Annotated in this window: 10 protein-coding genes and 3 pseudogenes; 2 read left to right on the top strand and 11 right to left on the bottom strand. The window is 30.0% G+C overall.

Translation table 11 applies throughout. From position 1 onward, the window contains the following. The first annotated feature begins 226 nt into the window (after positions 1-226). Both JDW14_06875 and JDW14_06880 read left to right on the top strand, forming a co-directional pair. The gene (locus JDW14_06875; GenBank protein QQD65047.1) at positions 227-1,843 is read left to right on the top strand and encodes a PucR family transcriptional regulator; all 1,617 of its coding nucleotides are present in this window, start codon (positions 227-229) and stop codon (positions 1,841-1,843) included. A gap of 512 nt (positions 1,844-2,355) precedes the next feature. Further along, positions 2,356-3,294, top strand: coding sequence for a virulence protein RhuM/Fic/DOC family protein (locus JDW14_06880; protein ID QQD65048.1), 939 nt, complete (start codon positions 2,356-2,358; stop codon positions 3,292-3,294). Positions 3,295-3,689: 395 nt separating this feature from the next. On the opposite strand, the gene JDW14_06885 is transcribed toward JDW14_06880, so the two are convergent. The 11 genes and pseudogenes from JDW14_06885 to JDW14_06935 all read right to left on the bottom strand — a co-directional run bounded on the left by JDW14_06885 (position 3,690) and on the right by JDW14_06935 (position 17,156). Next, entirely contained in the window at positions 3,690-5,441 is a 1,752-nt protein-coding gene (locus JDW14_06885; GenBank protein QQD65049.1) for an ATP-binding protein, read from the bottom strand. Continuing rightward, a complete protein-coding gene (locus tag JDW14_06890; protein ID QQD65050.1) occupies positions 5,441-6,481 on the bottom strand; it encodes an SIR2 family protein in 1,041 nt (346 codons plus the stop codon). The genes JDW14_06885 and JDW14_06890 overlap by 1 nt, the downstream gene beginning before the upstream one ends. Positions 6,482-6,507: 26 nt before the next feature. Then, positions 6,508-8,100 carry an N-6 DNA methylase gene (locus JDW14_06895; GenBank protein ID QQD65051.1) on the bottom strand — a complete coding sequence of 531 codons (1,593 nt, stop codon included), beginning with the start codon at positions 8,098-8,100 and terminating at the stop codon, positions 6,508-6,510. Beyond that, entirely contained in the window at positions 8,090-11,053 is a 2,964-nt protein-coding gene (locus JDW14_06900; protein QQD65052.1) for an Eco57I restriction-modification methylase domain-containing protein, read from the bottom strand. The genes JDW14_06895 and JDW14_06900 overlap by 11 nt, the downstream gene beginning before the upstream one ends. A 1-nt stretch (position 11,054) precedes the next feature. Continuing rightward, on the bottom strand, positions 11,055-11,261 hold the full coding sequence (locus tag JDW14_06905) for a helix-turn-helix transcriptional regulator (protein QQD65053.1): 207 nt from the start codon (positions 11,259-11,261) through the stop codon (positions 11,055-11,057). A gap of 248 nt (positions 11,262-11,509) precedes the next feature. After that, complete coding sequence (gene tnpA, locus JDW14_06910; protein ID QQD65054.1) at positions 11,510-11,974, bottom strand: IS200/IS605 family transposase; 465 nt, start codon at positions 11,972-11,974, stop codon at positions 11,510-11,512. A gap of 227 nt (positions 11,975-12,201) precedes the next feature. Next, positions 12,202-13,272: pseudogene (locus JDW14_06915) on the bottom strand (relaxase/mobilization nuclease domain-containing protein). 87 nt (positions 13,273-13,359) lie between these two features. Continuing rightward, positions 13,360-15,177 carry a group II intron reverse transcriptase/maturase gene (gene ltrA, locus JDW14_06920; protein QQD65055.1) on the bottom strand — a complete coding sequence of 606 codons (1,818 nt, stop codon included), beginning with the start codon at positions 15,175-15,177 and terminating at the stop codon, positions 13,360-13,362. Positions 15,178-15,738: 561 nt separating this feature from the next. Then, positions 15,739-16,071 (bottom strand): annotated as a pseudogene (locus JDW14_06925) (relaxase/mobilization nuclease domain-containing protein). Further along, positions 16,071-16,450: pseudogene (locus JDW14_06930) on the bottom strand (mobilization protein). Before JDW14_06930 ends, JDW14_06925 begins: the two co-directional pseudogenes overlap by 1 nt. A 268-nt stretch (positions 16,451-16,718) precedes the next feature. Then, positions 16,719-17,156 (bottom strand): hypothetical protein, encoded by a 438-nt coding sequence (locus JDW14_06935; protein ID QQD65056.1) that lies wholly within the window; start codon positions 17,154-17,156, stop codon positions 16,719-16,721.

A 17,156-nucleotide genomic window follows, 5' to 3' on the forward strand; every position in this document is an offset into this window, starting at 1 on the left:
TATCATTACCTTTTGTTATTATTGACAATAATATTATTCACCCTCATAGAATAATATATTTAGCTTTTTCTAATTGTACAATTCATATAGTATTTTTAACTGTTTGCTCTTCTAAATTTAAAGATATCTAAAATATATTTATTATTATCATTAAATATGCTACACTAAAATTATAGAAAGCGTTTTTAGTTTATATTACTGTTTCTTAGGATAGGAGATGTATACCTTGGTTTTAGTATCAGAGTTTTTACAAATCGAATACATAAAGGATTTAGAATTATTAACAAATAATGACTCATTGCATAATAAAAATATTTTAAATGTTGAAATTACTGAAACACCCGATGTAGAATACTATATTTCACCAAATACCTTTATTTTAACTACTGGCATGATATTTAAAGATAATCAATTAGATTTAATCGAATTTATTAATTCACTGATTAGAGCGAAAGCAACTGGATTAGCCGTAAAAACTGGAAGATTTTTAAATGGGAAAATTGATGACAGAGTAATTGAACATGCTAATCGTCTTAACTTTCCAATAATTAACATTCCTGATAAATATCCATTAGGAAGATTATTACATCAATTATCCAATTATATTTGGAATCATAAACAAGAGGAGATTGAATTTGCACTAAAAATTCAACAGCAATTTTCAAGTCTGCTATTAAATAATACTTCTATTGAAACGATTATTAATGAATTTAGCAATATCATTAAATGCCCTATTATATTATTAAATCCCATTAAACGGCTGTTAGTTGCCTCTGATTACTTTAAAGGGAGAACTGAATTAATTTCACAGATTGAAAATCAATTTCAAAACTTGTTTCATAATAAGACGGTACCGGATGATTATGTCAAAATAAACATTTCTAGTGAGACAAAGGTTATTTCAGTTAGCAATGTTTTTGTCTATCAGTATTTCCCACATTATTTATTAATCTTAAATCCAGAAAAAATGACTTATCCTACCTCAACTTTTGCTATTGATCAAGCAAAATTAGTTTTATCTTATAGTTTATATAAGAGTGAAAAAATACATGATACTTACTTACAGACTTCATCAACTATGCTATTAGAGTCACTTAACTTAAATTCTATTACCACTGCAAGTCTGTATAATCGCAGTAATGATATACCATTTATCGATTCTCAACATTATCAAGTAATTGAAATTACAGATAAAATGGCACTTAAAAAATTAGGGAATGGAGTTCGTTTATCTGAAAAAAAAGCATTAATTAGAGAATGGTTCTCTTTATATGGTAAAGATTATTTTGGAAAGATAGTCTTAGTTCAAACCAATTCATCCTCAAACTTTTTTGTAATTATTCAAGAAAAAATTAAAGACCTTGAAAAAGTATTGATTAAATGTAGAAACGATTTACGAAGATTAGTTGATATTTCTCTGATTTATAGTGTTGGAGAGGTCGTTACAACGATTAATCAAATTTCACGTTCACTAGACCAGTCATTGATTACTTACCGCTCAAGAATAGTAGAAATGAATGAAAATCCTGTAGAATACTATAATAGCAAAGGATTGCAAACATTATTTCAAGATTTAAATGAAAAAGAAGTCATCTATTTTTGCGTTACTGTTTTAAAAGAATTGGCATACCCAGAAACTGATAGCCAGCGAGAATTAAGAGAGACATTAAAAGTTTATCTTGACTGTCAATGTGAAGCTACTTTAACAGCTCATGAATTATTTGTGCATCGTAACACTGTGAAATACCGAATTGAAAAATGTCAAGAATTATTGGGAATGGAGATACGAGATCCGAAAAATTCACTAAATATCCGATTAGCATTAACATTAAGTACGAAATAATACTGTTAGTAATCAAGATAATATTTTAAAAAAATAATTGTCGTCTATGAAGATTGAAAGTATAAATTTGATATGATTGCTCTAGTAATAGTAATTCATACTAAAATAAAAACAATAATAGATATATTCATCTTATTTGCTGAATACAAAGTTAAAATACCTACATCTGTAATAGTTTTAATTTATCAAGCATATAACCAAGAAAACAAAAATGAATTAGAGGTACATTTAGAATTCCCTATCTGTGACAATTGTATTAACTCTTTACGATAAATAGATCACAGTTTAATATACGAGGAAATGAAGCTTAGAAAACATAAAAAATTTCAATAGATACTTCCTTCACCCCTTGATGAATATTGTTTACGAAAAGTAAAAGCAACAAATGCAACTTTTCTGGAGTATGCAATCAAGTAAATCCATAAGAAAAACAATCTAAAAATCCTTTACGAAGAAATTAACAATTTATATAGAAAGCAGACAAATCACTGAATTAGGAGGTATGAAATTTTATGAATAATGAAGTTATTATTTATAAAGACGGTGAATTGGAGCTTCCTGTAGAAGTTACACCAGATAAAGAAACTGTTTGGTTAAATAGAAATCAACTCGCTACTTTGTTTGATCGTGATATAAAAACTATAGGAAAACACATCAATAATGCACTTAAAGAAGAATTAGATACTTCAGTTGTCGCAAAATTTGCGACAACTGCTTCTGATGGTAAAACCTATAAAATGGATTACTACAACCTAGATATGATTATATCCGTTGGCTATAGAGTAAAATCTCAAAGAGGCATTGCTTTTAGAAAATGGGCTACATCTATCTTAAAAGAATATATTGTTCAAGGTTATGCAATTAATAACAAACGATTAAAAGTATTGAATAAAGTAATAGAAATCCAATCACACATTATTGCCGATGTCCTTGAACTAGATTCTAAAGAAGTTTTTGATGTTATTCAAAAATATACTCAAGCACTCGAGTTGTTAGATGATTATGATCACCAAGTTGTTCAAAAGCCTCAAATAACTGATAAAGAAAACTATCAACTAAGCTATACCGAGTGTCGTAATCTCATTGATAGTATGACATTTAATAATACATCAATTATATTTGGAAAAGAAAAAAGCAGAGGTGCATTAGAAGGTATAATTAACTCCGTTTATCAAACTGCATTTGGAGAAGATGTATATCCATCCACGCAAGAAAAAGCAGCAAACCTCCTTTATTTCATTGTCAAAGACCACCCTTTTATTGATGGATGCAAAAGAATTGCTGCAAGTATCTTCCTACATTTTCTAAACAAAAATAATTTATTGTTTAAAAATAATGAAAAAATAATTTCTGACAGCACCTTGGTGGCAATTACTTTACTATTAGCAGAATCTAAATCGGAAGAAAAAGAAATTATGATTAATATAATTATGAATTTCTTAGAATGGTAGATTATATTTTCTCAAACCATTTATGTAAATAGCAAAAAAGCCAGCAAAATTTTACATTCTGTTGGCTTAATTATTTTCTCTTTAAAAACGCTTCAGTTAACCGCTTGAAACCCTAAAATAACCAGTAATATCAATGGTTACACTTAGTGTTAATCTATTCCCACTCAATATGTCCATTGATATCATTTTGTATAAATGGCATAAAATCAATGTTTCTGTTATCAGCTTTATCCTTATTATCCATTTTATTTCTGTTTATCGGATTTTTTGCAAGCATATTGCAAGCACAGCATTATTCTTTATCCAACAAATCTAAACATTCTTCATCATTTAGTTTTGATACGGCATTTCTAACTGTTTTAATCATTATCTGCTATGCAAAAGTCTTCTCTTTTCTATTCTTTAGTTTGACACCTCATATTTTCTATAGCTTCAATAATTGCAGCATTATCCGCCTTAGTATTTTCCCACTCTATCCAAAAATTTTTAGTTGCGCTCATAGGTTTTAATTGTGGCGTTTTTAATCTAATCTTACTTGGTAATAATATTGCATCTCCAACCGCTATTGCTTCTCCTACATCTAATAGGGGGAGTTGATCTAAAATGCCTTTTAAAGCATCTGGTAGTAAATTTCTTATTACAGACTTATCTCTGTCATTCGACAGTCGTAGTACCAAAAAGTTATTACATTGGCTTAAAATTGTCTTACTTACATCTGAAGGTCTCTGACTAATAACAACTAAAGAGATTCCATACTTTCTACCTTCTTTTGCAATCCTTTCAAAATTTCCCAATGCTTGTTTTTGAACACTATCAGCATCCTCTTGTATTGGAAGATACAAATGAGCTTCATCACACAAAATAGCGAAAGGAGTTCTTTTTTCCTCATCCATCCATATTTGCACATCAAACAGTAATCTTGAAATAATTCCCGTAACTATAGGCAAAACATCGGAAGGTACTTCTGAAAAGTCAATAATTTTTATACCTTTTCTTTCGTCATCTGCACCAATCATCTTACACAATAACTTGGATAGCCAATCATAATTTAATGTATTAATATTGGGTTGAAACAAAAATCCGTATCTTTTGTCCATGATTTTTGTTTCTAGCCTTGATATAAAACGAGTAAGTTTACCTTCCCACTCTCCTTTTACTGGTTTGTTATTAGCTCCAATTCCTTTTTTTGTATCATCCTCTTTCAATCTTGTAATCAGTGCTTCCATATTAAATGGAATAGGTGAATCAACTGTAAAAGTACTTAAAACTTTAGATTTGCCCAATTCTCTTAAAGTCTCCTCTTTTAGTTCCCTTACATGAAAAGTAAAACGTGAAGCTTGATTAGGAGCATTATTATCTGATCTATCTAAAATCATAGATAGCATTTCATCTCTATTTAATAACCAATATGGCAAGAAAACATATTTTTCATCGTCGTTTTCTAAGTCTCCTGGTCCTGCAATCTTATAATAATCAGCATATTTCTTATCTGTATCACATAATGACTTATATTCACCATGCATATCAAGAACAATAATATTAGGATTATTAAGTTTGCTGGCTTCCTCTATCAAATTTGCAACACACCAACTTTTACCTGAACCTGTACTTCCCAAAATAGAAGCATGTTTTTGAAAAAATTTATCGCCGTCTAAAATTGCAGTAGCATTGTCATCAATTGCAAATTTTCCTATAACCAATTGTTTTTCCAAGGAAACATCATCACTAATAATATTCATAAATAACTTTAAGTTATTACCATTAATCGAATAACAATGATGTGTAATTTGTGGGAAAGTATCAATTCCTCTTTTGAAACAATTTTTAGTATCTCCGTCAACCGTTTTGTATGTCCCAATTAACGAAACTTGGATTACATCTGATGAAATGTAGGCTTCTTCTTCAAGGCTTTCATTATATTCATCAGTTAAATCTTCTAATTCCATTAATTCATTTGCTTTTCGTCTTACTTTATCTATAATACCAATTGTAAATTCAAAGGATCTTGTGGTTTGAATAGCAACAATACTACCAACATTTAATAATGATATTTTCTCATTATCTTCCACTTCAATTAAAACCTGATTAGTATCCACATATGTAACAGAACCTATTGTATCATTTTCTTGAAACACTAACTTATCCATCAAAACACCTCCTTAATCAATTCAGCTATATCCCATATTTTTTTATCCTTAATTTCATATATTTGTTTTTCAAAGTAAATTCTTGTTCCACAACTCTTATCATTTGTTTTCATCTCTTCTATAGCTATAGTATTTGGCGAATTATCAACAATTTTTTTCGCATTACCATATAAGGTTCTAGTTACAATTAGTTTAGGTTTAGAAATATTTTCTGGTTTATTTAAATGAGTTTCCAAATGGTTATCATTAAAACCATATCCAATAAAAATTAACCTTTTTGCATTATCTATCTCCTGCCCCATTTTTCTAATATGATAATCAAAAGGCTCTTCATATCCTTTTTCATATTTATTAGAACCTGGGGTAATTATGCAAGGAGTACCACAATTTACATGATTTATCTTATTAAGTTTTCCATTGATGAGTTTCCAATTAATTGATCCATGTGGTTTATATATTTTTATATGTGGCTTGTAATGATTCATAGGTTTCTTACCTTTTTTTATCCCTTTAAGCATTTCTTTTTCAGCGTTTTCGGGTGAATAATTAGAAATGATTTTCCCATAATATGAATCTGAATATACCAATCCTTTGATTTCACAAGCATACTCTATTAACAAATCATAATTAGTCGTTATTACAACCAAATTATACAAATTAACATTAAAGCATGATAAATACTCAGAAAATCTTAATGTTCTACTTTTTTCTATAATTTCCTTAAAAATAAATATATCTTCGCTGGAAATAAGTTCATATGCACTCTCAATAATTGCTTTTTCAATGTTATTTGTTGCTTTATTTTGTTGTAGTGTAGATTCTAAATCTGTTCCATTATTTAAGGTTTCCTCTATGTTTCTCCAACACTCCATATCTTCGTTACTTAGCTTATTAGGAACATCTTCCATCAGCTTTTCAGATAGTGCTTTCATTCCTGAAATACCTTCAGCACAAGATAGTCCAGAACCTACTATTGTTACAGTTCCTTGGTCAAAGAAACTTTGGATGTTTTTTTTTAGATTATCCATATCTATATCCATCTTCTTACTCCTTTAAGTAAAATATGTCACTCTACTCTATTCCTCCTTAGACTATTCCATACATCATATATTTCATTAATTTCAAATTTATTGAACCCTGATAATGGTTGAATTAAATTATCCACCCATTTCACAATTTCTGTGAACTCATGATTTTCTCTAAGTTTTTCATCTATTTTTTTTGAGATTTCAATATAATCTAACCCATTATTAATTTTAGGTAATCTAATATTTTTTAAATCACCTGGCAGTATTTCTAAAGCTCCCCCACCAAAAACTCTTCCTTCTAGTTCAAAAGATAGAAGTGATACTGATGAATAAAATAATACCAATGCTTTTGCAACATCAATTCCTTCATTAAATCTGATTCTGTGAAAAGTATCTGTACTCGTAGCTTTAATTTCATTTTTGACTATCTTCGGAAAATTCCCCATCCTTCTAAGTAAAAATGCATCTGGAATCCATATAGATGGAACTTCGTACCATTTATCCCTTAAACCTAATTTATATCCTTTATGTTCGTTTCTACTTTCTACTTCCTTTATATATTTTTTGGCACCTCTATTTAATTTCTTATTATTGAAATCTAATAGCCAAACTTTTCTACCATTTAAACTATTATTCGAAATATCATTTTCTGTATAAAACAATCCAAAGACATCTAAACTTCTCCCTACCAAAGGAACTTTATAATCATCTAGGCTATACTTATTAACCGTCTCATTATTTACAACAAATACTTTATTATTTCCAGTAGTAATACCTACTTCAATGGTACTAATATCTTTGATTGAAGTAGTCTCATTAATAAATTTATCTTCATAGAATTTCATAAAGTTTTTGCTTAACAAAAATTTTCTCCATTTGTCACTGTTGTCAAAATCATAATATTCAAATGGAATAGCATAGATTTTATTAGATAATTGAGACATATCTTTTACACTAATATTCCTTATTAATGTTTTTTTGCTTTCCATATCTCTTTTTATTCCAAAAATAAGTACAACATCCTGTTGTATTCCAGAAAACACAATGTTATCAAAACGAATAATAGTTACTTCTTTCAGTTCCATGAAAATAAATTTTCTAAGCTCCTTAGCATAAGACACTTGCAAAAGATCCGTTGGCAAAACAAATGCAAATTTTCCACCCAAACATAATAATTCAATGCTTGCTACTGTAAAAGCAACCCATGAATTTATCAATTTATTAGGTTTCATGCCATTACGTTTTAATATATCACTTTGATAATTTCTCTGTTCTTCTGATAAAAATTGATATCTAATATACGGAGGATTTCCTATTACAGCATCATATTTGATTCCTATATCTTTTATCTCTTCGTAAAAATTATAAAAATCATCATTTATAACCTTTGTATTATCAATATCTTTAATTATTTCACATTCCAAAGGATCGATTTCAACCGCTGTAACATTCGCTTTATCTGCAAGTTCAACTATCTGTTTTACAAATCTACCATCTCCCGCCGATGGTTCTAATACATTAGAAATTTGTTGTTTATCTGTAATCCATCTTGTAAGGAAATCAACAATTTCAAAAGGTGTATAGAAAACGCCATTTAATTTTTCTTCTGTTTGCTTACTTTTAACATTCATTATTTTCTTCCACCTTTAATTCTATTAATTCGTCTATTTGAGTATTTATTTTTGATATTATATTCTCTTTAATCCTTAAATTAAGTTCTTTTTTTCTTGAATCAGTCTCATTTTCTATCTCTTCATTTATAGTATTAATACTCTTTACCAATTCGGAAATCCTATCAAAAATTTTATGTTCATATTCATTTTCAAAATCAATCGGCAGAAGTGGTATATCCTTGTACATATTTGTTCCGTGAGTGTAAAAGCCTCCTTCAAAATCACTGCCAATAGTTTTAAAAATTTCATCTGTAAACCAGTGACTAAGCCAAGCTTGAATATATTCCAAGTTGTATTTTGAATTATCTCTCAAATACAATCCTATATAACCTGCTGTACCTCCCGATGAATATGCAATATTATTCCTATCTATATTAAAGTTTGGTTCTTTAGAAAGCACTCCAACAATTATTTTTTCCTTATCAACTTCTCGTAAGGCTTGGGAGCGACCATACTGATACCATTCAAAATCACCTTCATTTCCTCTTACATCTCGTTTACCTCCTAAACTTTTAGGAAGTAATTTATCTTTAAAACAGTGCAGATATCTCCATGTATTTGGATAATTTTCTTTCATCTCTTTTTCATGTATGATTTTTCCATTAATATATGGGAAAATCACATAGTTTGTTGATTTTAGATTTTGGTATGACTTATTTTCACCATCACTTTTACTTGGCAAATAATATTCTCTCAATAGTTCTATCTCTGCTTTAAATTTCTGCCCCTCTTTTATAAATGTAACTACACCATTTTCATTTGAAACTATTGTATTTTTGGGTATTTTATAAACATCATTCTTGCTAGTTTGTATACCGTTAGTAGGTATTATTTCTTCCTCAATACAAGGAAATTTTTCTTTTGCATATTCATACTTATTAAGAATTGCACTATCATCTGTTAAAAACCAATGTGAAATATCTAATTTTGAAACATCAAAAATTAATCCTTCTTTGTTGTTATAAATATCTTCTGGCGATGAAACTTTCGTATATTCAAAAGAATTTCCATAATTTTTTTCTAATTTTAAAACACATACATAGTTAATAACACCTTTAAACAATTGTTTACTTCCAAAATCAAAAATTTTAGCTATACACTTCTTCTTCAAAAGAAAATCTCTTAATTTCAATGCAGATGCAACATTAAAAAATTTGTTTGGAACTATAAGTACACCTTGTCCATCTTCATTCAATAGGTTTACTATTCTCTCGATGAACAAAAAATATTTATCATACTGTTTATATGCACTTTCATATTTCACTTCATATGCTGATATCTCTTCTTTTGGAGTTGAATTAATAATATCTTCTTTCTTCAAATATGGAGGATTACCAATAATAATATCAAACTGCATCTGCCTTTCATCTTCACTTCTCATAGGCATAATCTCATACAAATCATCTTTATTTACAGATACTATATCTATATCAGCATCACTGATTAGCGAATTCGCACATACAATTGTCTTAGTAAGTGATGGCAATATTGGTGAAATATCCTCTATTCGTTCCCTATCTTCATTGGATAATAATCTTAATAATAGAGAGAAACGTGTAAGTTGAACTGCTTGATTATTTATATCAAATCCTAATAACACCTTTTCTATCAACGCTCGTTTAACAGCAAACGGCACCACTTTTTCATCAATAAATTTGCTATTTTTATCCGCATATAAATCTACTAAATGTCTTTCCAGAAAATTATAAATCTCAATCAAAAAAATCCCAGATCCAACAGCGATATCAATTATTCTTAATTCCAGTATTTCTTCAACCGATTTTCCAATAATTTTATCAGATAAAGCCTGCTTCACCATTGATACCGCTATTTCATCAGGTGTAGATATTACAGATTTAATTTTTGCACTTTTTGTTTTCTCTAATGTCGCTATTCCATCATTAATTACAATTTCCTGTTGCAAAAAATTTTCATATATTTTGCTTAAAATCGATAAATCAATTACAGAAAAATCATAAGACACATTAGGAAAGTATAAATTCTCTACTATACTGCTCAAAACATTTTCACTCAGATCTGTGATTATACTAAAGTTTCTAAATAATTCCGAATTGTATTTTTTGTCTAATGTTTTGAAATAATCTTTATAACTTCTATGACTTAATATTTCATTTTTTAAGCTATTATGATTTTCAAATCTATTATCTTCTGCAAACCTCAAAAACACTAATTGATTCAAAAATGTCTGTATACATTCATTAACATTTCCATATGAATTTATATTGCATCCAGAACTTAATAAATCATTTGCAATCAAAACTCGCCAACCATTCAACTGATCTAAAAAAACTTTATCTAAAGACATTTTAGTTGCATCTTCTGGTCGTACAGATTCTATCCACTTATTAAATGTCCCGTCAAAAAGACTCTCTCTTGATAATAAACTATATATTTCTTCAAATTTTTCTTCATACTCAGAATAATGATAAAGTTTATATCTATACTTACTAGCAACATCAGATTCTCTGGGCATTTCATGGGTTAAATATATTGCTAAATATTCAAAATTTGTAAGTAACGAAATATCATGTCCAGCATTCCATCCGTATCTTCTAGCTTGTAAAGCTGGGGCTTCTTCTAAACTGATATCAACACTAACTTTTTTTGCTTCGACATAGAACTTGCTCATTCCATTCATTCTAATTGTATAGTCTGGTCTATCTTTACTGTTAACTGTAGAATATTCTTCTGCTACAACTTCTCGTTCCTTAAATGATAATCCATCGGGATTAGAAATATCCCAGCCCAATAACCTTAAAAAAACATCTATATATTGTTGCCTAGTCATCTGCTCATTAAAATTATTTTTTTGATTTTTATAGTATGGTAAATTTTCAGAGAAAACATTCACAAGTATATTTAACTTTTGTTTTTTCACTTCTAAATTCATATCATTCCTCCACGCATTCTACAATTTCCGAAATATCACACTCTAAGACATTGCATATCCTTAGCAATACATCAGTAGTAACATTTTCGCCATTTTTTATTTTGTAGAATGTACTTTTACTTACTTTTGCTTTTTCCATAAGCTCAGTATTTTTCATTTCTATATCTATTAATTTCTTAAATAATTTTTTATAGCTTAGTTTCGACATGATTATCCTCCAGTCTTATACATCTTAATATCATATCGTTTCTATTATAACATAACAATAGAACTTTTAGTGGTATTATCTTCTTTTTTCTCGAACCAATTTTATAATCATAACCACCCGTCTAACGGGTGGTTTGAACAGGGGCTATAAGCCCAAAAAGCCAGCCAGCGCCTAAAGACGATGGCTTTCACTTTGTTCAAGCCTTATTGCTCTTGACCCGTCACTCGCCTCTCAAAGAGGCGTTTGTATTACTTACCACTATCCCTAAAGGGATTTTCATATTCCTTCACACTCAATTTATCCAAAGCTATATCATGTTTCTCTTGCTCTTGAATATATTTCTTTATCGTGGCTTCATTTAATCCCACCGTACTCACATAATATCCTTCTGCCCAAAAATGTCGATTCCCAAATTTATATTTCAAATTTGCGTGTTTATCAAACATCATTAACGCACTCTTACCTTTTAAATATCCCATAAAACTCGATACGCTTATTCTTGGTGGAATACTGACCAACATATGTACATGGTCCGGCATCAGATGTCCTTCTATAATTTCGACTCCTTTGTAACTGCATAATCGTCGAAATATTTCTCCTAAACTACTGCGATATTGATTATAGATGATTTTTCGTCTATACTTTGGGGTAAACACAATATGGTATTTACACATCCACTTTGTGTGCGATAAACTATGTGCCTTTTGTGCCATACGTTTTCTCCTTTCACTTTACAGTTGGCTTGAACACCACTATTGTATCGCGTTTGGAGTTTTTTTGGTATAATCGTCGTTGCGCACCCGCATAGCGGGTGGTTTATTTGTCACTCACCTTACGGTGCGTGACAGACTAAAGTCACAAATAAAAATGATCGGTGCAGCCCGAAGACCGCACCGACCATATATTTATCTCTCGGCTTCCTGTGAATCTTCTTTCTTTACTATATTTCTTCTACCTTATACTTCTTGATTTTACCAATAACAGATTCCTTTTTCTCCTCCGTTTTAGTCCTTCCAAGATATTCATTCATATTAACTTTCAAATGTCCCAGCTCCTCATATTGTGCTGATAATAAATTATGTTTCTTTGCAATTTCCTCTTGTTTAGCCTGTAATTCTTTTGAATGCTCATTTAATTTTCTGAAAAGATTTTTACCTAATTTTTTCTTCAATCCTTCTAATACAGTATCTTTCAAACGCAGAAATTGCTTAAGAAAAATATCTATTTCCTCATAGGATTTCTGATAGGCTTCTATATCTTTTCGGTTCATCATCATATAAATTTTATCATTCGGATTTTTGCGATAACCCTGATAATGCTCTCTTTTGCTGATACAGATTTGAATATGCTTTACTACTTCTTTTATCCTCTTTTGTTCCTACGAAAGTTTATCAAATTCTTGTTTCAATTCATTTTTTTGAAATGATATTTTTTGAATTCCTTTTTCCAATGCTTCCATAGAGTTAAAACCTTTATCTCTTATTTTTAATAGAATTTTGGTTGCTACTTGCATGTTGGTGTGAACTACCCAATCCTGATTTCCATATTTGGTTTTATCAACCAACTCTCCTATTTCTTTATCTTTATTTCGGATTCTTTCTTTGATTTTTTCTTCTGTGTAATTAGTCCCTATGGTTTTCGCTCTAGTAAATCTCTGCTGATTTTTCTGTTTGAAAGAAATATACTTTCCAAACCTAATTTCATAGCCATATTGTTCCATTATTTTAAGAAAACGTTCCCAGTTTATTGCTTTTTGAATTACTCTATCCATATCAAATTGAAGTCTTGATTTATAACTTTTACCTTTTTTATCTTCATTCCAGTCATACCAATTCACAAATTTTCTTTGCTTGATTTCATTGATTTCTTTTTGCGTTTCCAGGTCGATGACAGATAAATTATGTTCCTTACATAACTTGTCGCTTTGATTTCTGATATTCATATATGAGCCATAATAGGAATGGTATACTTTGCCCTCATCAACATCAATGGAATTAAGTAGGCTAAGCATCCAACGCCTTGCATTATTTCTAATGTAGGTTTTTAGATACTCGCCCCCAAACCGTACGTACACCTCTCGATGTATACGGCTTTCCATTTATTCTTCATTTGAGTTGTTAATTTTTTCAAAACATTCATTACAAACTACTAGCGTTTTTCTGTTAATGCTTTTCATAAAAACATGCCAAGCATGTTCATCAGTTAAATCTTTAAGCTTTTTTACTTGATACACTTTTAGATTATTAGTTTCTTTCCCGCACCATTCACACTTATTATTTTTTAATCTTAAACCTAGCGTTGGTTTCTTAAGATAGAATTTTTGCTTATGAATCACATCAGCATTATCACCTTGGGGAATTTCTTTTCTAGCCAAGCTATCTTTCCAGAGAAAACGAACTTTGTTGTTACCATTTTTATCTGTGTAACTTATACCAAAATCTTTACCAATGTGGTACCTAATAATGATATCCGTTACTTTCGTTCTATATTTGCAAGCCAATGTTTTATACAGACTGTATTCCATAATATATCTAAACTTATGAAGCTTTGAAGAATTATTTGCGAGTCTGTAGTAGTTACAGAATCCTCTAATTTCTCCGTTATATTGTTCCAAAATACTTAAATCTGTTCTTGATGTTAGCTCAGTTCTTTCTTTAGGAAACCATACTTCTTTTCCGTTTAGACTTTTAATTCTTAATGCTCCAAGCTCTGTTAGTTTATTTTGTATTGTTAAAGTTGATAATTCAAGTCTTACATGCCCACCAAAATTTCTTGCTTTTATACCTGTTTTTGTCCTTTTTGTATGATTACTTCCAGGGGTTACTCTGATATCAAAACCTAGAAACTTGGCTCTATCTGTTGATTTTGTTACTAGTGTTTTTTCATCAGATAGTTCGAGGTTTAATTCTAATTTGATAAATTGACCAATGTCTTGTTTTACCTTCTCAGAATTTGCCTTAGAACCTATAATTCTAATAATGAAATCATCAGCATATCTAACGTACTGTATTCTCTTGAAGTTTTCATCCATAGGATTTAAGCAAGGTATATTGAAATATCTTTTGTTAATTTCTTCAATTTCTGATTTGATATCATCGATTTCAATTTCATTGGTTATCTTGCTTAACTTATTTTCAAGTCTTTTTCTTCTATCATAAAGAGCTTTATATTCCTTATTTTGCTTTCTTTTATTACCTTTATCAAAGTTTTCCTTGTAACTTTTCATATACTTGTCAAACTTATCCAAGTAAATATTTGAAAGTATGGGACTTATTATTGACCCTTGGGGCATTCCACTGTAAGTGTTGTGATATTCGTTTTGTTCCATGTATCCGGCTTTAAGAAATTTCCTTATTAATCTTAGGAATCTTTCATCTTCAATACGCTTGGATAGAATGTCTATCATAATATTATGGTCTATATTGTCGAAGAAACCTTTAATGTCTCCTTCAATAAGCCATTTACATCTTACAAATCTATTTTGAATTTGTCTTAAAGCGGTATGACAACTTCTATTATCTCTAAAGCCATGAGATATGTCCTCAAAGCTTTCGTCATAGATAGAATTTAATAACATCCTACATACTTCCTGTACTAATTTATCATCAATACTTGGTATGCCTAAAGGTCTTAATTTCCCGTTTTTCTTTGGAATATACACTCTTTTTGTTGGTGTGGGTGAGTAACTTTCATCTTTTAGTGAATCAATGATTTTGTTAATTCTTTCTAAGCTCATTGCACTTATTGTTTGATTATCTACACCTTTAGTCATATTTCCTGTGTTAGCATAAATATTTTGGTATGCTTGCAAGAATAGGTCTGTATTGTAAAGGTTACGATACAATCTTTTGTAAGTGTAGATTTCTTCTTTTGAATGTTTTCTCAAACTAATCAATACATTGTTGGGATTTCTCATAGTGCCTCTCGCACCTCCTTTCCTCTGAATGGAATGAATAAACTGCCTTCCTTCACCATGTGAGAGTCATTATCTCTCTCGGATTACTACGAAGGCTCCGTTACCATATCAGATATTCAGGTTCTTAAAAACCATAGCATTTTATCGCTTTCTGACTTAGGTAATCTCCATTTAGTATCGAAGTGAAAAGCAATGTTGATTATCGGATATGCTTTTCGCCCTTTCATGCTTATACAAGCGGATTGAGTGTAAAGTTTTGCCTAATGCATTAATCTTCGCTACATAGGTACACTCAACATAACGTATATAGATATCTTTCGTTATGACCACCACAAATGTTCCTCGGACTGGCATTCAATCAGTTTAGACTTTATCCTTATATCAACTTTAGGTCTCGCCATTCAGCTGTGGAATGATATCTATCCAACTTATGACTTTAATAACGTGCTATTGTCCTCTTTGGATTTCTCCTCTAAGTTAGTTATTGACCTTAGATATTAAAACTACTATTCTACCATTTTGCTAAAATAGATTTACTTCGTACCTTATGGACGCACAACTGATATGATTATGAATATGGTCTTTGTCGATATGTGTTGCTAAAACATATTCATATTTCCCGCCTAAAATCTTTTCGCAAAATTCGATTCCCACTTGATGTGCTTCTTCAAAGCTCACTTCTTCCGGAACAAAGGATTGGATTAAATGATGGGCTAAAGTCTTTGTCCTCGACTTAAACTGTTTCTTGGTAAGTTCAAATTCCTTATGAGTATTTTCTCTGCTGCAAAGATGCGTTGTAACATAGATTTCATTATCTGTTTTATCGCCATTGCAAATATAGTCTATGGCTTTTTTTAGTGTTGTTTTAATGGGATGTATCTTTGTAACTGCCATCAGCCTATTACCTTGTTGATGATATAATCGGAAACTTTTTCTCTAAATTCCGCAAGAAATGACAACTCCAGTTCTAATCCAGAATGGATTAATTCAATATCTTTTTTGTAAATTACTCCTGTACTGTTTATATGCTTTGTTATTTGATTTAAGTTTGCTGAATTTCTACTTACAAGAGAAGATAATTCTCTTAATTCTTTTCTAAAAGCTCCTGATATATCAATGCTGATAATCTTTTTTTAAAGATAGCATCTCTATAAAATTCTCGTTTATTCTTAAAATTTGTTAATGCAAATCTTCGATTGAATTCTTTCAGCTCTTCTTCGTTCACCATAAAATGAACAGTACAGTTGTTTTTACGATTAACTGTCTTTGACATTTTTCATCTCTCCTTTCTTTTTCGGGGTCTTAGGGTTCTCCCTAAATATTTCAAATTTGAGTTATCAAATTTCAAGCCTACTTTTTGAGTGTGGTCAAAAAGTATATGCTTGCTATCTACCTATAATTCATACTTTTTATAAATTAGTCTTTAACTTACACAGAAAAAAATGGATGTAAATTCTACTTTTACCCTTTGCACCGTTCATACCGCACGACATTCCCTTACACACGAAACATCAAACGGTACGAACGGTCTGAACAGAATTTTAATAAATTACATCCTCTGAATTATATTTAACTTGATAATTATTATTGTTTTTCCCTCGCTTCATGTAAATGCTTATTCCATTTTTCCTAAGAATATCTTTATTACGATTTAATGTCTTTCCAAACTGCTGAGGACTTTCAATTTCTAAATTGATTCTGGAACAAATATCTACGATTGTTCCTTCAATTTCTTTTAATCTCGGCATAACCTGTACCAATCTTTGAATTGATGGTTCAAGCATTTCTATCGGATCAATCTTATCAAGCTCTAATATCTTCTTTGACGGATGAATCTTAACTTGATATACCTTTGACTCAAAGAGTCTACTTGTAACATCTAAGTTAAATTCCGTATCAAATTCAGATGCTTTATTTATAGCTATAATTGTATCTACTGAACCGGATAATGCCTGTGAACCTATAACTTTTTCACTCAC

It is taken from the genome of Aerococcaceae bacterium zg-252 (assembly GCA_016237705.1).
In the GTDB taxonomy this organism is placed as follows: domain Bacteria; phylum Bacillota; class Bacilli; order Lactobacillales; family Aerococcaceae; genus Globicatella; species Globicatella yangjingiae.